Below are 18307 nucleotides of genomic sequence, written 5' to 3'. Positions count from 1 at the left end.
GCTCTTCATTAGGTTTTTGGTCAAATTATTCTCGAGATCGGCTACTGGTACATCTTTTCCGCCCTAAAAAATGAGGTTCATCTTATTTTTAATCTCCCTGATGTCCAGTAAAGATACTAATTGTACAAGCGGAACAAGACGTAATTCTTCCAATAATTTTTTTACGTCAGCGGATTGATAGTAATCTCCTTTTATCATCCACAAAAAATGGATGTGTTTCAGCTCAGGAAGCAGGAATTCTGCCTGGCAGTGATTGTTATAGAAATAGTGAACTACGGAATTGGTAGGCTCATGAAATTCCAGCACAGTAAAGTGATAAGACCGGTTTTTTTTGGAAAGCGTGATCTCCAGGGAGTTATTTACCCTGAAATTGGTATACATGTGGCGGTTTATTTGCCAGCACAGCTGATAATCGCGGGCGGAAGAAGCGATACCAATCAGGTGAGTGCTCTCAAAAAAATCTTCTATCAGTTGATCCTGATCCAGCTTTAGTTTGAGTATCGTCATAGTGTAAAATAACGCTGTGCAGGAGGTAATCCTGTATTGAAAAGTGAATGTTAGAGTACCTTTTTACTGTCTTTCCGGGTTTTTGCTCCCGGGTCCCAAAATACATCTTTAAAGTTTGCTATTTTATCTTCTTTTATTATAATTCCTTCCTGTTCAAGCAGTTCCTGCATCAGGGTAGGGGTGGCAAAGAAGTTTTTACCGCTCAGGATGCCTTTGCTGTTTACTACCCGGTGTGCGGGTACGGCGGGCTTTACCCTGCCGGCTCCGTTCATGGCCCAGCCTACCATACGGGCGGTTAGCCTGATGCCGGAAGCCTCTGCTATGGCGCCATAAGAGGTAACCCGGCCACGGGGGATTTTGCGTACTATTTTAAATACGACCTCAAAAAAGGAACCGGATTTACTGTCCGTCTCTTGCTTCCCCGCGTTGGTTGAGGAGGGTTGTTCTTTTGGGTTCGGGTACTTTTTCATATAAAAAAGGGCAATGTTTACAGCCGTTGCCACAACAATAGCCACGGTCCAGGTGAAATTTTTCGGTAAATACCATATATCCCTCTCCGTTATAATAAAAATCAATCTTCTCCACCAGCGGTTGCTTCATCAGAAGGGAGTTTTATACTGCGCCAATCCAACGGGGTGGCGGGCAGCTGGAATTTCAGGAAGCGGATTGTTCTGCCATCAGCCAGGTGCATTCCTTCATAATAGGTCTGTATTTTGAGCAGTGGCGGCACTTCCGGTAACGCATATACGTCAGGAATATCTTCTATGAGCGTACAACCGGCGGCGCTGATCACTTCCTGTGTAAAAGTATATAACTGCGGTGAATCTGTTTTCAGGTTAATGGTAGCCCCGGGTGCCAGCAGTGGTTGAAAAAGCTGCAGGAATTTGGGGTGCGTCAATCTTTTTTTAGATTTTGAGTTACGCAGGAAGGGGTCGGGGAAGGTGATCCAGATATCTTTGATCTCTCCCGGCGCAAAATAATTATTCAGTTTATCTATTTGTGTACGCAGGAAACCCACGTTGGATAATGATTCTTCCAGCGCAGTTTTGGCGCCTCTCCAGATGCGGTTACCTTTCAGATCCACCCCTATAAAGTTCTGATCTTTGGATAAGCGGGCCAGTCCAAGGGTGTAATCTCCTTTACCACAGGCCAGTTCCAGTGTAACCGGGTGGTTGTTTTTAAAGAATTCATGCCATTTCCCCTGCATTCCTTCCGGATATATTAATACGTTGGGGAAAGTTTCGATTTCAGCAAACCGTTCTAATTTTTTTTGTCCCATTTCGGCAAAAATAGCCAGAAAGATAGAATTATAGGTTTTGGGGACCTATATAAAATAAAAAAGCCCATAAGTCATTGACTTATGAGCCTTTAAACCAATTTGGCTGTAGGAGGAGGAGTCGAACCTCCACGGAGCAGTTAGCTATAGCACAAGTAAGATTAGTGGTCAACCCAATTATACTACGTTTATCCTGTGATCTCCACCCCCGAGACAAGGGGGCATGTCTGCCAGTTTCATCATCCCACAATTTTATATTATCATTACCAGCGATTGCTTTTCTTTTGCTGTTTCTGTAATGATATGATGCAAATCTAAACAGAAGGGGGATTTCTTGCAAATTTTTTAAGAAAAATTTTTGAATTTTCGATATTTTTTAAATATTTGCATATAACTTTAAAACATTCAAAAACAAATTGTAAAAATGAGCCACAATTTGAATATTGACAAACTCGATTTACAGATAATCAGCGAAATGATGAACAATGCTGAGATTTCTTACGCCGATTTAGGGAAGAAATTGTTCGTATCCGGGGGAACCATTCACGTAAGAATGAAGAAATTGCAAGAACTGGGTATAGTTAAAGGTACAAAATTACATGTAGATCTGAAAATGATCGGTTATGATGTAATTGCCTTTATCGGTATTTATCTGGAAAAAAGCTCCATGTATGATACTGTTGCCAAAGAATTGCGAAAAATCCCCGAAATGGTACGGTTAAATTATACCACCGGCAGTTATAGTATGTTTGCAGAGATTATTTGTAAAGATATTACCCAGCTACGCCGTATCCTCCACGATGAACTACAGAAAATCAAAGGTATTGAAAGAACTGAAACCCTGATCTCTCTCGAAGAAAGCTTTTACCGCACTATCAATGTGGTGGAGTAATTGATAATTTTGAATGGAAGCACTCCCCATTGCTGCTGTTTCATTCAGAATTATTAATTTTCACCATGGTTACACCAGAAATTGCCGAAAAAATAACGCGGCTGGAGGAAAAGTATGCCGCCATGGGACAAAACCTGTCATCTTACCTGGACGGGTTGCTGTATGCGGACTACCTTACCTATTGGGATTATATCCAACTGGATGTATTGCTGAACCTGCAACATCCACGCACCCCGATTCCGGATGAGAACATCTTCATCATCTATCACCAGATAACGGAATTGTATTTTAAACTGACGCTCCAGGCGATTGAACAGATCTGCCATGCGCCTGTACTGACGGCTGATATTTTTAAAACCCAGCTGAAAAGAATTAACAGTTATTTCCGCAACCTCATCCATTCATTTGAAATAATGGTAGATGGGATGGATAAGGAGCAGTTTCTGCAATTTCGTATGGCACTGTTACCTGCCAGCGGCTTCCAGAGCGGTCAGTTCCGCATGATTGAAATCTGCTCCACCCGGTTGAACAACCTGGTGTACGAACCCCAGCGCCCGGCACTGGAAGGCAAAAGCCTGAAAGAAATACTGGACACTGTTTATTGGCGCAGCGGCGCCACAGAACTGGCTACCGGCAAGAAAACCCTTACGCTGCAACAATTTGAGCTCAAATATATGGGGCCTTTCCTGCAACTGGCTACCCGCTATGAAACCTGCAATATGCAGCTATGCTATAAAAAATTACCTGCAGAAGAACAACCGGAAGTACTGGCTTTACTAAAGGAATACGATCTTAATATTAACGTGCGATGGCCGCTGATGCATTATAAATCTGCTGTGAGATACCTGCACAAACGGCCGGAAGATATTGCTGCCACCGGCGGCACCAACTGGCAACAGTTTCTTCCTCCTAAAAACAAACGCATCATATTTTTCCCGGAATTATGGACCGAAGCGGAAATAGAAAACTGGGGAAAGCTGGCGATGGGCGAATAGCCTATGACTCCATTTTCTGTGTGGTAAACCTCTTTATATAATAGGCCAATAACGGCACATCGGCTTTTTCGAGAGGGTGCGCTGTATCCGGCAGAACCGTCAGCTGCGCTTCCGGCAAGGCATTATACACTTCAATTGTTTCCTGGAAAGACACCATATTATCTCTATCGCCCATCATGAGCATGCAGGGGGAGGGTATTTGTGCGTAATCCTGGTGCTTTAACAGGGATTGATGTCCCAGATCTTCAATCAGCTGCGCAGTGCGGATCACCACTTCCTTCCAGTCGTTAGCGGCGTGGCGGTCCTGCAACAGCCTGGCAAAAGCGGGTACTTTTTCTTCGATCAGCTCGGGGTTGAGGCGTTTTACCTCTTTGCCGGCGGTCGCCTCATTCCAGTTGTATTTGGTGCCCAGCGTCATTACCTTACCAATCTTTTCCGGATAATGCCGGGCCAGGTACATGGCCACATAGCCGCCCATACTGTAACCAAAAATGTGGATGAAGTCCAGTTGCCTGTTTTCCAGGTATTCCAGTACTTCGGCTGCAAACACCTGGATATTGAACCCGTTATCAGAAAACGGCATCTCCCCATGGCCACTGAAATTCAGCAGGTGAACGTCGTAATGCGCTTCCAGCTGGGCTACAAGTGCACTAAACTGGGTACCGGCGCCCAGGGAACCATGTAAAAGGAGTATGGGAATCTTATTGGATTTAGTCATTTAGTTATTTAGAGATTTGGTTATTTAGCTGTTCAGCATATGCTAACGGAGAGCCAAAATAACTAAATCTCTAAATAACTAAATAACTAAATAACAAAATCCAAATCATCAGGCCAGGTATGCCCGTTAAACCAGGTGATACCACCGGTTACGAAAGAAGATGAAGAAGAACTTAACCATAATAACAGTTCCGCTACTTCTTCCGGCTTGCCTAACCGGCCTAAGGGATGCCGGCCTGTTAACACCTGCATCTCCTGCTGGCCCGGATGTTTGGTTAATAATGGTTATCCGGGTTTTTCAAAAAAAGCAACTGGTTTTGGTCTTATAAACAATACAGTGCAGTGAAATGTTCCTCGTATTTTTTCGTTATGTTTGCATAGATGTTGTCACTTAACTATCTTCACTTTAAGATGTTCCTGCATCATATAATATCTTTTTAAATACTTACAATGGAATACAATACCACGCGTAATCACCTTATAATGAAGGAGTACGGCCGGAATATCCAGAAAATGGTGGAATTCCTGGTTACCATAGAGGACGATGAAGAGCGCCAGCGTAACGCAATGGCTGTGATAGAGCTGATGGGTACGCTGAATCCGCATTTAAGGAATGTGGAAGACTTCAGACACAAACTTTGGGATCATATTTTTAATATATCCAGCTTCAGCCTGAAAGTAGAATCTCCTTATCCGATACCCACTGAGGAAGAACTGAGAGCGAAGCCCGACAGATTGCCTTACCCTAAAAAATATCCCAGGAACCGCCACTTTGGTAAAAACCTGGAAATGGTAATAGACAAAGCCCTGCATGAAGAGAATCCTGAAAAGAAAGAAGGATTTACCCAGTGCATCGGTAACTATATGAAGCTTGCTTATACCAACTGGCATAAGGAAAGTGTACATGACGATGCTATCAAAGCAGAGTTACTGGCTATTACCGGCAATGAACTGGATTACCATCCGGGCCATACTTCTCACACTGCACACGTACCGGGTTTCAGCGTTAGCGGAAACACCACAGGAGAACACTTCCGCTCCAGCAAGCGTAAGAACTTCCAGCAGAATAATAAATTCAAAAGCAGCAACAGCGGCGGCGGAAAGAACAATAACAACAGCAGTAACAAGCACAGTAACAACAAATACAACAAAAACAGGAACAAGTGAGTAGTGCTTTTGAAGTAAGAGGCGGCAACCGCTTAAAGGGGGAAATTATACCCCAGGGAGCCAAAAATGAAGCTTTACAAATCATCAGTGCAGTGATGCTGACCCCTGAAAAGGTCACTGTCCATAATATTCCGGATATCGTAGATGTAAACCTGCTGATTGAACTGCTGGGAGATGCAGGCGTTAAAATACACCGCATTAGTCGGGACGTATGTGAATTCCAGGCCGATAACATTGACCTGGATTATTTGCAGAGTCCTGAATTTAAAAAGAAATCCGGCAGGTTACGGGGATCTGTTATGATTGCAGGCCCGTTGCTTTCACGCTTTGGCAGGGCTTTTATCCCCAAACCGGGTGGCGATAAAATTGGCCGCCGCAGGTTGGATACCCATATCATCGGTTTCGAAAAGCTGGGCGCCAGGTTTGTTTACGACTCAGACGATAATTATTTCCGCCTGGAAGCCGAGGGTGGCCTGAAAGGCACTTATATGCTGCTGGATGAACCCAGTGTTACCGGTACGGCCAACATCGTGATGGCGGCTGTGCTGGCTGAAGGCACCACTACTATTTATAATGCAGCCTGTGAGCCTTATCTGCAACAGCTTTGTAAAATGCTGAACAGTATGGGCGCAAACATCAGTGGCGTAGGTTCCAACTTACTCACCATTGAAGGGGTACCCAACCTGAAAGGCTGTGAGCATACCATGCTCCCGGATATGATTGAGATCGGCTCTTTTATAGGCCTTGCTGCGATGACGCAAAGCGAGATCACCATTAAAAATGCGGGTGTCGACAGCCTGGGAATCATTCCTGAAAAATTCCGTCAGCTGGGGATCCAGCTGGAGATCAGGGGCAATGATATCTACATTCCTTCGCAGGAATCTTATGAAATACAGACGTTCCTGGACGGTTCCATCCTCACTATTTCTGATCATCCGTGGCCGGGTTTTACACCGGATCTGCTGAGCATTGTGCTGGTAGTGGCCACGCAGGCAAAAGGCAGCGTGATGGTGCATCAGAAGATGTTTGAGAGCCGCCTGTTCTTTGTAGATAAACTCATAGATATGGGTGCACAGATTGTTTTATGCGATCCGCACCGCGCAGTCGTGATAGGATTGGGCCGGCAACATTCCCTGCGGGGCATTACCATGTCATCGCCGGATATCCGTGCAGGTGTTTCCCTGCTTATTGCCGCCCTCAGTGCAGAAGGCAAGAGCACCATACAGAATATAGACCAGATAGATCGTGGTTACCAGTACATTGACGAAAGGTTAAGAAACCTGGGCGCCGACATAAAGAGAGTATAAACAAACTGTTAATACCTCATCAAAACCCAAATTCCAGGAACATTTTGCTGGTTTTTGGGTTTTGCATTTGAGGGAATCGCTATTTTCGACTTTTATTGACTAATGGAAAAAAAGATCATCATTCTTACCGCCCCTTCAGGAGCTGGCAAAACCACTATCGTAAGGAAATTACTGGCCAGTATGCCAGTCCTGTCTTTTTCTGTTTCTGCGGCTACCCGCGCTCCGCGCGAAGGAGAAGTGGATGGGAAAGACTATTACTTCCTGACTGCTGATGATTTTCATCATAAGATAGAAATACATGCTTTTGCAGAATATGAGATGGTATATGCCGGTAAATACTATGGTACACTGAAAAGCGAGCTGGAGCGTATTTGGCACGACGGGCAAATTCCAATGGTAGATATTGATGTGAAAGGGGCTTTAGCCATTAAAGAGAAATACCATGATAATGCCCTGACTGTTTTTATTGAGCCCCCTTCCCTGGATGCTTTGCGCGTAAGACTGAGTGAGCGTGGTACCGAAACAAAGGATTCCCTGGAAGAACGGCTGGCAAAAGCACGCTATGAACTTTCTTTTTCGCATGAATTTGACAAGATTGTAATAAATGACGACCTGGAGCGGGCTTATGAAGAAGTGAAGCGCCTGATACAGGATTTCTTAAATATAAAATAACCGGATGATGGTTGTTTTTCCTAATTCACTATTTTTGTTAGGATGGACGGATACACAATTAGCATTTTAGTTTTCCTGGTATTGCTCGCGGGCTTCTTTGTCGGCATTGAAGCAGCATTTGCCAATGTTAACAAACTTAGCATTGAGCTTAAAAGGAAACAGGGGCGATCAACCGGCAGAATATTAGCCGGTTTCAATGAAAACCCCAGCCGCTTTCTGGCTACCAGCCTGGTGGGCTTTACGATTACGTTGGTCATCTACAGCATTCTGGTGGCCGGGTTTTTCCAGCCTATCTGGGAGGCCAGTGCAGCCAATACGAGCGGCGCCCAGATGCAGCCATTTGTTATCCTGATAGAAGTATTACTGGCTACGCTGGTAGTATTGTTCCTGGGCTTTTTTGTGCCGAGGGCTATTTTCAGATCCCGGCCGGAAGCATTACTGAGTTTCTTCGCATTACCCATTTCATTTGTAGCAAAGCCACTGTATATTATCGGGAATGTACTCGTATCAATATCCGAGTGGATGCTCAAATATCTTTTTAATGTAAGGATCCTGGAAACGCGCGAATCTTTTACGCGCGTGGATGTGGAAAATTTCATCCGGCAATCGCAACAACATTATGGTGAAAACCAGGAACTCAATACAGAGCTGTTTGAAAATGCTTTATCGCTGGCGCATGTAAAGATCCGCGGATGTCTTATTCCCCGTAAAGAAATAGAAGCTCTGGATATTAAGAGCCCTATCACGGATGCCGGGAATAAGTTTATGGAAACAAAACTCTCGAAGATCATTATCTACGAAGGTTCTATAGACAACATCCTCGGCTATATTCATCAGCTGGATATGTTTAAAAACCCGCAGGACATCAATCATATTATTCATCCTATTTTGGCTGTTCCTGAAACGATGAGCGCCATTGACCTGCTCAGTAAGTTTAATAAAGAACGTAAAAGTATTGCCTGGGTAGTAGATGAATTTGGTGGTACAGCAGGTATTGTAACAATAGAAGATGTACTGGAAGAAATTTTTGGAGAGATTAAAGATGAACATGACGAAGAAGAGTTTGTAGAAAAGCAGATTGCAGAGAAAGAATATATTTTTTCCGGAAGATTGGAACTTGATTATTTGAATGAAAAATATGGGCTGGATTTTCCGGAAGATGAAAGTGAAACATTATCCGGTTACATCATCAACCATCATGAAACCATTCCAAAAATCAAGGAGCGGATCATTATCGATGACTATGAGTTTGATATCCTGAATGTTACAGATACACGCATTGAGATGGTAAAAATGAAGATGCTGGGATAGTTTACTTAGTTTCAAATGAAACAATAGGATATTTATATGATATATATTTTTTTATAATGTTATTGTTAACGACACAATAACATCATAGCTCAAACGTTTTTGAAAAAAGTACTAGGAATTTAATACGGATTGTATACATTTGCTGTGGATGATGTAACACAATGATTTGATTTTTGTTAAAAGCGTGTAAAAAAAGTGTTCCAACATTGATAATAGAATAATTCTTGTTATTTTTGTACTATAAAATTAAAGCATCCAGTGATTCTTACTTATTCTGAACGCTTGCCATCAATTAGGTAAGTAGACTGAACTGGGAGCCAAAGACATTCTCGAATTCAACTTTTTTGGGGTTAACAAACAATGGATGAAAGGCCGGCTCTTGATTCTTCTCGGGCTGGCTCTTTTTTTTACCTCATTCCACCGGTATTATTTCTTTCTCTTTCACATTCCTTTCTTTTTATTACCTGGTAAATGTTCTTTAAACACGAACTGATAGTTGTGTATTGTTAAAAGTCAATTAAAAACACACGACTTTATCAGTATCACGCTGTAATTTGTTGTATTCAACCGCTATATTTGTGATCCTGAATAATAAATAGTATTCAACATCGCTCGACCGTATAAAAACATGCTAAAGAAATTTTTCTCAAATAATGACGAAAAGGCTGAGATGTCTTTTTTTGATCACCTCGAAGATCTCCGCTGGCACCTGGTGAGATCGGCACTGGCCCTTGTAGCATTCAGTATATTCGGATTTGTATATACCAAGGAGATACTGGATAATGTCATTTTCGGGCCAACAAATGCCAACTTTCCTTCTTATATAGCCTTGTGCAAAATAAGTCACTGGGTAGGGATGGGCGATAGCCTCTGTATTACGCCTGTAAAGGTGCAATTTCAGAACTTCAAGATGGTGGGGCAGATCATGTTGCAATTTAAGCTATCCTTCATGCTCGGCTTCGTATGTGCCTTTCCTTATATTTTCTGGGAATTCTGGCGGTTTGTAAAACCGGCATTGAAGGAAAAAGAGCTCAAAGGCGCAAGAGGAGTTATCTTCTGGGTATCTTTTCAGTTCTTCCTGGGTATTGGTTTCGCCTACTTCCTTATGGCCCCTTTCACCATTAACTTCCTGGCATCTTATACTGTTACGGATAAAGCCATCAATCAGTTTTTTATAGATGATTACTTTGATCTGATGACGCAGATTGTACTGGGTATGGGCATATTGTTTGAATTGCCTATCCTTGTATTCTTTCTCACCAAACTGGGCATCCTGACGCCACAATTCCTGCGCTCTTACAGGCGCCATGCAGTTGTAGTGATCCTGATCCTTGCAGCCATCATCACACCACCTGACCTGGTAGATCAGTTGATCGTATTTATCCCGCTGTATAGTCTGTATGAAATCAGTATCTTTATATCCAAGAAAGCACTGCGTGACCGCGAGGAAAAGAAAGCTAAAAAGGATGTGGAAGAATGGTCTTAATGGCTGGTATTTCTAATCGTAAACAGTAATAATTATGCAACACAATACACATAATTTGTTTGATACTTCACTTCCTGTGGCAATCGGGTCTGATCATGCGGGATTTGATTTTAAGGAAGAAGTGATTTCTTACCTGGAAGCAAAAGGGTTTACGGTGAAGGATTATGGCACGCATTCCAAAGATTCTGTAGATTATCCTGATTATGCGCATCCTGTAGCTACAGCGGTAGAAAGAGAGCAGGCCGGGTTTGGTGTATTGATCTGCGGCAGTGCCAACGGGGTAGCTATTACTGCCAATAAACACCAGGGAATACGCGCAGCTATCTGCTGGGGGGAAGAACTGGCAAGACTGGCACGCTCTCATAATAATGCCAATGTACTTTGTATACCGGCTCGTTTTGTAGATGTTGCAGTGGCTAACCAGATGGTAGATGTGTTTACCAGCACACCGTTTGAAGGTGGTCGCCATCAAAACCGCGTAAGTAAAATGGCCTGCCTGTAGCAGTCATTTACCACATAACATTTTTACTGTAACGAATACACGTTTTTTTGTAATATTAAAGAGCCGGGATTATCCTCCGGCTCTTTTTATTTTTTACCCCGTCACCTAAAAACTGCACTATGATGAGAGTCCCGATAACGATTGCCTGCACTCTCTTACTGTTTACTGTTCATGCGCAGGTAACCCCGCAGAAAAGTGCGCAGGTTTCCGATCAGGGGGTAGCAGCCCGGTATGGTGAAGGCATCACGCCGGCAGTAGCGAAAAAACAGTTGCATATCATTGCCGGCGCCGACATGGAAGGCCGGGAAACGGCCACCCGTGGCCAGGAAAGGGCGGCTGCGTATATTATCAGCCAGTTCAGGGCCGCCGGGTTGCAACCAGGTAATAAGGGGGACTGGGAGCAGCATTATCCGATGTATACAGATAGCTTGCTGCACAGCAGTATTACAGCCGGAGACAGTACCTATAATTTTGGGGAAGATTATTATGCAGATGTCAAAATAAGCGTCCATACTGATGTCACCTCTACGGCAATCATATTTGTGAACTATGGCATGATATCAGAGATGCAGAATGATTATGCGGGCCTGGATGTGAAGGATAAGGTGGTGATGATGAAAGAAGGAATAGCACCGGGATTTTCTGCGGAAAAAGGAAACCTTAATACAAGGATTAAAGTAGCGAAGGAACAGGGTGCACAGGCGGTATTTGTTGTCAGCGGTTTTTCCGGGCTTAAGGCAACTGATCAGCAGCAGATCCGTAATACAGGGCTGTACACAAGAAAAGATACGGCCAGCCACCTGAATGTATATTATCTGACCCGTGCGGCCGCTGCGGCCATAACAGGGGGTAGCAGCAATAGTAACAAGCCGGCGGTTATCAGCAAACCGGTGCACATTATCTTTGAAAAAAAGGAAACAACCCTGTTGCCGTCTAATGTGCTGGGGTATCTGGAAGGCACCGATAAAAAAGACGAAGTGGTTTTTATTACGGCGCATTACGATCACCTGGGTATGTCTGACGGACAGATTTATTATGGGGCAGATGATGATGGCTCAGGGTGTACCGCGGTGATTGAAATTGCCAATGCTTTTGCCCGTGCCCGTGCGGCCGGTCATGGCCCACGGAGGAGCATCGTGTTTATGACGGTATCGGGCGAAGAAAAGGGCTTGCTGGGGTCTGCCTATTACACCGATCATCCTGTTTATCCGCTAAGTAATACGGTGGTAGATCTGAATATTGATATGATAGGACGTATTGATCCTGCGCATCAACATGACAGCAATTACGTTTATATTATCGGCGATAATAAACTCAGTTCAGCGTTGCGTCCTATTAATGAAAGGGCAAACAATGCTTATACCAAACTGCAACTGGACTATAAATATAATGACCCCAATGATCCGGAACAATTCTATTACAGGTCCGACCACTATATGTTTGCGCGGCATGGCATCCCTGTTATTTTTTATTTCAATGGAACGCATGCCGATTATCATCAGCCTACTGATACGGTTGAAAAGATCGATTATCATCTGCTTGCGAGGAGGGCGCGTTTAGTGTTTTATACGGCGTGGGATATTGCTAACCGGGAAGATAAACTGGTTGTGGATACACACGAAAAATAATTCATTTCTTTATTTCGTGTTGCCGTTGCCGTTATATGCATTAATATTATTTATATATCTTCAAAACGGCCCCCCAAAAAGGTTTTGTTTTTTTTAACAAAATTTAATAAATTGTGTATAGAGTCTTAGTCTTAGTTACTATGGCAAATATCCTTTGTCAGAGTTGTGAATGTTAGGCTATTTGTTATGTGTTATCAGTTGATTATTTTTTCGGGAGTCTGTCCACCTTTTAATTTTTTTATCTAATTTAACTAACCTGGTTGTTCGATTATTAGTATCAGCGGTGAGTAAGCGCGATAATTCAGTGTAAATCTAATCTGGGTCCCGCTATTGGTAACCTTATAAAATTACCATTATGAAAACACCTGCCACCTCTTTATTGATGAATTGTTTCCCTCTTTTGGTGCATGTGTCTGTAAAACAGGTTGTGCGATGTTGTGACGGTACCACCTGACGTATAGCCCTGGGCGTTTTACCTGACTGGTTGTTCAGTAATAATTAATAATGGAACGGAAATACCAGGTTGATGGATCTTTACCATATCATATCATTTAGCGTATTATAAACGAGCAAGCGTGCATAACTTTCATAGTGCCTATCATCGTCGGTTTATTTTGTTGAAATGTGTTATTGGCTTCATTCCCCGCTGACAGCCTTAGGTATTATATCAGACATCCTCACTTTATGCAGCCTTTCGTAACAGGAGCAATATTTTTTTGACAGATAGTTTTCAGGCTTCAATGGCCGGTATTACTGAGTTGTTTTAATGTCCCCCATATGCAATTTTATCTTCTAACTAACTAAAACGCGCATACGATGCTACCTAAAGCTCCTGATTAGGGCGTCTCATCAAGTCATCTTTGAGGTGTTGATTCCACCCCAATTACTGACTTTCCAGGTGCCGGCTGCAACACCGGTCATTTACCAGCAACCTGCATTCTTTCTCCCGATCTCCGGAAGGTTACATATTGTAGCCAATTCTGAACATTTAAAGTTAACCATTATGTCATCCACCGAATTCAACAACCTGTTACTAGGAAACGCTGATTTCCTCCGGCCTTACGCCGTTACGCTGACAAAAGACGCTGAATCAGCCAAAGACCTGTACCAGGAGACGCTGTTCAGGGCTTTGTCTAATCGTGATAAATACCTGGCTGGAACTAACATCCGGGCCTGGCTGTATACGATCATGCGGAACATTTTCATTAATAACTACCGACGCGGCAACCGCCAGTACAAATTGCTGGACAATGCCGTAGGAGATTACCTGCTGAGTCACCAACCTTCTGCCATTGGCAATTTTGCGGAATCAGACCTTCGTGTGAAAGATGTACAGATGGCTGTATATAGTCTGCCCGTAATTTTCAAACAACCCTTCCTCTTGTACTTTGAAGGGTATAAGTATTATGAAATTGCTACTATCCTGCATGAACCGCTCGGCACCGTAAAAAGCCGTATTCACTTTGCACGCAAAATGTTAAAAACAAGGATTACCAGACACTGAATTGATTATTTGTCATGGCTGAAATGACATTTGTATTTTATTAAACCAAAGCCTGTAAATGAGCAGATATACGGCTTACCCGCGTTTGCGGGCTTTGGTTATTCCTCCAACCGAACTGACTACCTGCTTTTTCTCTGCCATTATTCCATAATTCTTTGTTAATTCTGCTTATTACCGGCCAACAAATCGTACTTTTAGGCTTTAAAAAGCGTTATTTAGAGGAGATCTATCAACACTGAGCTTTTAATCTTTCCGGAATCCTACAACTAGTCTGACTGCCGGCTTTAACAAGAAAATATGCCTAAAGTATCATTCAACAACAAGAATGCCCTATTCTTTCCTGCGCTGAAATCGGCTGTGGAAGAATATTTTACATCAAACAACATTAAAAAAACGGGTAACTGGAAACTATATCTGAAAACTGCTATTCTTATTCCTGTAGCTGCACTTTTATATTTTGCCTTATTATTTATATCGATGCCTGCAGCATTAGCCATCACGCTTTGCGCGGTACTGGGCTTCGTTTTGGCCAGCATTGGCTTTAATGTTATGCATGACGCCTGCCACGGCAGTTACTCTACCAACAGTAAAGTAAATGAAACCCTGGGACTCACGCTGAATGCGCTGGGCGGCAATGCCTTTATCTGGAAACAGAAACATAATGTTATCCATCATACTTACACCAATGTAGACGGCCTGGATGATGATATTGCCAAAAGCCCGCTGATGCGTCAGTGCAGCACCCAGAAATGGGTACCGATGCACCGTATCCAGCACGTATACGTGGTATTGGTGTACGCCATCTCTTCCTTTGCCTGGGTTTTTATCATGGATTTTGTAAAATACCTGAGCCGTAAGGTGTATACCACCCCGCTGCAACCCATGAAATGGAACGATCACGTTATCTTCTGGGGCAGCAAAGCCCTTTATCTCGTGTTTTATATCGCTTTACCGGTAGCACTGGTGGGATGGAAAGCATGGGCAATCGGTTTTGCTACTATGCACCTGGTGATGGGCTTTACATTGGCCATCGTTTTCCAGCTGGCACACGTAGTGGAAGAAACTGAATTTGAAGTAGTAGGTGCAGATGCCAAAGTAATCGAAAACGAATGGGCGATTCACCAGATAAAAACAACCGCTAATTTTGCACCTAAAAATAAAATTATCTCCTGGTTTGTAGGTGGCCTGAATTACCAGGTAGAACATCACCTCTTTCCACGTATCAGTCATGTTCATTATCCTGCTATCAGTAAAATTGTAGCTGCGAAATGTGCGGAACATGAACTGGCTTATCATTGTATCCCTACCATGCAGGGCGCTGTAGTGTCGCATTTCCGCTTCATGAAGGCATTGGGAGCCAAACCTTAAAAGAAATTACATATAACATATTACAAAGTTGTGGGAAGATATATAGCGATTGATTTTCGCGTATATCTTCCCACAACTTCGTTATACGTAGTACGTAATTCTCCACATATATCTTTCCTCCGTTCCATAATGCGTAATTTCATACTTTTACATCCTACAAAAAAGTCGTGATGAAGGCAAATTACTTAGACGAGCTTAACGAACAACAACGGGAAGCAGTATTACATATCAATGGCCCTTTGATGATTGTTGCAGGTGCCGGTTCGGGAAAAACCAAGGTGCTTACTACCCGCATTGCACATCTGATGGGAAATGGGGTGGATGCGTTTAATATTTTGTCGCTCACCTTTACCAACAAAGCAGCACGCGAAATGAAAGAACGTGTGGAAAAGATCCTGGGTGGCAGTGAAGCCCGGAATCTTTACATCGGTACTTTCCACTCCGTGTTTGCCCGCCTGCTCCGTGCAGAAGCGCATAAGCTGGGTTATCCGAACGATTTTACCATTTACGATACCGACGACGCCAAGAGCGTGCTTAAAACGATTATTAACGAGCTGAATCTCGATGATAAACACTATAAGCCCAACTTCGTATACAATCGCATCTCTGCTGCCAAAAACAGCCTGATGGGGCCGGAAGAGTATCAGCATGACCATCTCGTACAACAGGAAGATATGCGCGCCAACAGGCCGCTGATAGGAAAGATCTATGATATGTACGCCAAACGCTGCTTTAAAAACGGCGCCATGGATTTTGATGACCTGCTGTTTAAAATGTACATCCTGCTCAAAGGCTTTCCGGAGGTACTGCATAAATATCAGCACAAGTTTAAATATATCATGATCGATGAGTACCAGGATACCAATCCGGCACAGTACGAGATCATCAAACTGCTTGGTGCTGTGAATGAAAACATCTGTGTGGTGGGAGATGATGCCCAAAGTATTTATTCCTTCCGCGGTGCCACCATCCAGAATATCCTCCAGTTTGAAAAAGACTATGACGATGTGAAGGTGGTGAAACTGGAACAAAACTATCGCAGCACAAAATCTATTCTGAACGTAGCCAATGAAGTAATTGCACACAATACCGGGCAGATAGAAAAAAATCTCTGGACAGATAATATGGAAGGCGACACCATTAAACTGGTGCGCACCATGACCGATAACGAAGAAGGCAAGTTTGTAGCAGATACCATCGCAGAACAGAAGTTGCGTAATCACTATGATAACCGTGACTTCGTTATCCTGTACCGTACCAACGCGCAAAGTCGTTCGTTTGAAGAAAGTCTTCGCCGGAAAGCTATCCCATACCGCATTTACGGGGGGCTGTCCTTTTACCAGCGTAAGGAAATCAAGGATTTTGTTGGCTATCTCCGCATCACCATGAATACCCGCGATGAGGAAAGCCTGAAAAGAGTGATCAATTACCCCGTACGTGGTATTGGTAAAACAACTATTGAGAAAACCATCGTGCTGAGTAATGACCACAACATCACCATGTGGGAAGTGCTGGAAAGAGCGCAGGAGTTTGGCTTTAAAGGTGGTACCCTCGAAGCGATCTATGGATTTGTTACGATGATCAAGAGCTTCCAGGCTTTGCTGACAAAACATAACGCTTACGATGTGGCGGTGATGGTGGGTAAATCCACTAACCTTGTGAAGGAACTCTTTAATGATAAAACTACCGAGGGGCTTGCCCGTTACGAGAACGTGCAGGAACTCCTCAACTCCATAAAAGAATTTACAGAAACACCTGACGAAGAAGGAGAACTGCTGGATAAAAGCATGGGCTCTTATCTGCAACAGATCACTTTGTTGACAGATGCCGACCAGGGTAATAATGAAGATAGTGATGTGGTGAAACTCATGACTATCCACGCTGCCAAAGGGCTGGAATTCCCGGTGGTATTTACGGTGGGACTGGAAGAAACACTTTTTCCCAGTGGTATGTCTATCAACACCCGGGAAGAACTGGAAGAAGAAAGACGCCTGTTCTATGTAGCCATTACCCGCGCTAAATCGCGCCTGTGGCTTACACATGCCAACAGCCGTTATCGTTTTGGTAACCTGGTGCAGAATGAGCCGAGCCGTTTCCTGGAAGAGATGCCGGAGAAATTCATTGACCGCAGTTACGCCGGTGGCGGCAGCGTGCGCAATGCATTTGGCAGTGGAAGTACAACGGGTTGGGGCAATGGTGGCAATATGTTTGACCGTATACCGAAGAAAACACCGGTACAGCAAACACAAAGCACTACACCAAAGCCGGCGCCCAGACATACTTCAGCGGCCACCACGCATGTACCTACTCCTGGCTTTGCCCCGGATGATCCGGCAGGCATGGAACCAGGCATGGAAGTGGAACACCAGAAGTTTGGCTTCGGTACCATTACCGGCATGGAAGGCGCGCCTAATAACCGGATCGCTACTGTGGTGTTTCCTAAAGGGGGCGGTGAAAAGAAAATTATGCTTAACTACGCCAAGTTGCGCATTGTAAATAAGTAGTTCGTATGCTGTCAACAGCCATATTAAAACTGCGCCAGTATTGTGCTTACCAGGAACGTTGCCATCAGGAGGTAAAATACAAATGCCTGGAAGTGGGGTTGCGGGGCAATGAAGTAGAAGAAGCTATCGCCGCTCTTATTGCAGATAATTTCCTGAATGAGGAACGGTTTGCCAAAGCCTTTGCCGGCGGCAAGTTTCGCGTGAAGCAGTGGGGACGGAAAAAGATCATTGCTGAACTGAAGCAAAAGCAGGTATCTGCCTATTGCATCAAAAAAGGGATGGAGGAGATTGATGATGATGACTATGAAGCAGCACTGATCAAGGTAGCCGGGAAGAAGTATCAATCACTCAAAGGGGAAACTCCGATGAAGCGCAGATACAAAACGGTGCAGTATCTCCTGCAAAGAGGATTTGAAACGGAGTTGATTAACGGAGTGCTTGAACAAATCGTGCATAACGAGGCGTGAGGAC

General features: G+C 43.7%; 19 protein-coding genes. 13 read left to right on the top strand and 6 right to left on the bottom strand.

Annotated features, from left to right (window positions below; genetic code table 11):
- Window positions 1–63 precede the first annotated feature (63 nt).
- The 4 genes from ABQ275_RS22625 to trmB are packed head-to-tail and all read right to left on the bottom strand — an operon-like array spanning window position 64 to window position 1786.
- Complete coding sequence (locus ABQ275_RS22625) at window positions 64–507, bottom strand: IPExxxVDY family protein (RefSeq protein WP_349315413.1); 444 nt, start codon at window positions 505–507, stop codon at window positions 64–66.
- Window positions 508–557: 50 nt separating this feature from the next.
- Window positions 558–977, bottom strand: a complete 420-nt coding sequence (locus ABQ275_RS22620) for an MGMT family protein (protein ID WP_349315412.1) — start codon at window positions 975–977, stop codon at window positions 558–560.
- The gene (locus tag ABQ275_RS22615; RefSeq protein WP_349315411.1) at window positions 907–1107 is read right to left on the bottom strand and encodes a DUF5522 domain-containing protein; all 201 of its coding nucleotides are present in this window, start codon (window positions 1105–1107) and stop codon (window positions 907–909) included. The genes ABQ275_RS22620 and ABQ275_RS22615 overlap by 71 nt, the downstream gene beginning before the upstream one ends.
- The gene (gene trmB / locus ABQ275_RS22610; protein WP_349315410.1) at window positions 1079–1786 is read right to left on the bottom strand and encodes a tRNA (guanosine(46)-N7)-methyltransferase TrmB; all 708 of its coding nucleotides are present in this window, start codon (window positions 1784–1786) and stop codon (window positions 1079–1081) included. Before trmB ends, ABQ275_RS22615 begins: the two co-directional genes overlap by 29 nt.
- Window positions 1787–2207: 421 nt before the next feature.
- Between trmB and ABQ275_RS22605 the strand changes: the two genes are divergently transcribed.
- Both ABQ275_RS22605 and ABQ275_RS22600 read left to right on the top strand, forming a co-directional pair.
- Complete coding sequence (locus ABQ275_RS22605; protein WP_029465139.1) at window positions 2208–2675, top strand: Lrp/AsnC ligand binding domain-containing protein; 468 nt, start codon at window positions 2208–2210, stop codon at window positions 2673–2675.
- Between the two features lie 65 nt (window positions 2676–2740).
- On the top strand, window positions 2741–3670 hold the full coding sequence (locus tag ABQ275_RS22600; protein WP_349315409.1) for a tryptophan 2,3-dioxygenase family protein: 930 nt from the start codon (window positions 2741–2743) through the stop codon (window positions 3668–3670).
- A 1-nt stretch (window position 3671) separates the two neighbouring features.
- Here the strand turns inward: ABQ275_RS22600 and ABQ275_RS22595 are convergent, their stop codons facing one another.
- Window positions 3672–4388: an alpha/beta hydrolase gene (locus tag ABQ275_RS22595; protein ID WP_349315408.1), complete on the bottom strand. Its 717-nt coding sequence runs from the start codon at window positions 4386–4388 to the stop codon at window positions 3672–3674.
- An 86-nt stretch (window positions 4389–4474) separates the two neighbouring features.
- Window positions 4475–4639: an SDR family oxidoreductase gene (locus ABQ275_RS22590; RefSeq protein WP_349315407.1), complete on the bottom strand. Its 165-nt coding sequence runs from the start codon at window positions 4637–4639 to the stop codon at window positions 4475–4477.
- 231 nt (window positions 4640–4870) lie between these two features.
- Between ABQ275_RS22590 and ABQ275_RS22585 the strand changes: the two genes are divergently transcribed.
- The 11 genes from ABQ275_RS22585 to ABQ275_RS22535 all read left to right on the top strand — a co-directional run bounded on the left by ABQ275_RS22585 (window position 4871) and on the right by ABQ275_RS22535 (window position 18303).
- Window positions 4871–5554 carry a DUF4290 domain-containing protein gene (locus tag ABQ275_RS22585; protein ID WP_349315406.1) on the top strand — a complete coding sequence of 228 codons (684 nt, stop codon included), beginning with the start codon at window positions 4871–4873 and terminating at the stop codon, window positions 5552–5554.
- Window positions 5551–6861: a UDP-N-acetylglucosamine 1-carboxyvinyltransferase gene (gene murA / locus ABQ275_RS22580; RefSeq protein ID WP_349315405.1), complete on the top strand. Its 1311-nt coding sequence runs from the start codon at window positions 5551–5553 to the stop codon at window positions 6859–6861. The genes ABQ275_RS22585 and murA overlap by 4 nt, the downstream gene beginning before the upstream one ends.
- 102 nt (window positions 6862–6963) lie before the next feature.
- Window positions 6964–7533, top strand: coding sequence for a guanylate kinase (gmk, locus tag ABQ275_RS22575; protein WP_349315404.1), 570 nt, complete (start codon window positions 6964–6966; stop codon window positions 7531–7533).
- 42 nt (window positions 7534–7575) lie between these two features.
- The gene (locus tag ABQ275_RS22570; RefSeq protein ID WP_349315403.1) at window positions 7576–8844 is read left to right on the top strand and encodes a hemolysin family protein; all 1269 of its coding nucleotides are present in this window, start codon (window positions 7576–7578) and stop codon (window positions 8842–8844) included.
- Between the two features lie 628 nt (window positions 8845–9472).
- The gene (tatC, locus tag ABQ275_RS22565) at window positions 9473–10330 is read left to right on the top strand and encodes a twin-arginine translocase subunit TatC (RefSeq protein WP_349315402.1); all 858 of its coding nucleotides are present in this window, start codon (window positions 9473–9475) and stop codon (window positions 10328–10330) included.
- Window positions 10331–10364: 34 nt separating this feature from the next.
- On the top strand, window positions 10365–10832 hold the full coding sequence (rpiB, locus tag ABQ275_RS22560; RefSeq protein ID WP_349315401.1) for a ribose 5-phosphate isomerase B: 468 nt from the start codon (window positions 10365–10367) through the stop codon (window positions 10830–10832).
- Window positions 10833–10951: 119 nt separating this feature from the next.
- The gene (locus ABQ275_RS22555; RefSeq protein ID WP_349315400.1) at window positions 10952–12460 is read left to right on the top strand and encodes a M28 family peptidase; all 1509 of its coding nucleotides are present in this window, start codon (window positions 10952–10954) and stop codon (window positions 12458–12460) included.
- Between the two features lie 865 nt (window positions 12461–13325).
- Window positions 13326–13964, top strand: a complete 639-nt coding sequence (locus tag ABQ275_RS22550) for an RNA polymerase sigma factor (RefSeq protein ID WP_349315399.1) — start codon at window positions 13326–13328, stop codon at window positions 13962–13964.
- A 297-nt stretch (window positions 13965–14261) separates the two neighbouring features.
- Complete coding sequence (locus tag ABQ275_RS22545; protein ID WP_349315398.1) at window positions 14262–15332, top strand: acyl-CoA desaturase; 1071 nt, start codon at window positions 14262–14264, stop codon at window positions 15330–15332.
- Between the two features lie 170 nt (window positions 15333–15502).
- Window positions 15503–17836 carry a UvrD-helicase domain-containing protein gene (locus ABQ275_RS22540; protein ID WP_349315397.1) on the top strand — a complete coding sequence of 778 codons (2334 nt, stop codon included), beginning with the start codon at window positions 15503–15505 and terminating at the stop codon, window positions 17834–17836.
- Between the two features lie 5 nt (window positions 17837–17841).
- Window positions 17842–18303, top strand: a complete 462-nt coding sequence (locus tag ABQ275_RS22535) for a regulatory protein RecX (protein WP_349315396.1) — start codon at window positions 17842–17844, stop codon at window positions 18301–18303.
- Window positions 18304–18307 lie beyond the last annotated feature (4 nt).

It is taken from the genome of Chitinophaga sp. MM2321 (genome assembly GCF_964033635.1).
Classification (GTDB): domain Bacteria; phylum Bacteroidota; class Bacteroidia; order Chitinophagales; family Chitinophagaceae; genus Chitinophaga.
This window is presented reverse-complemented; position numbering and strand designations above follow the sequence as displayed.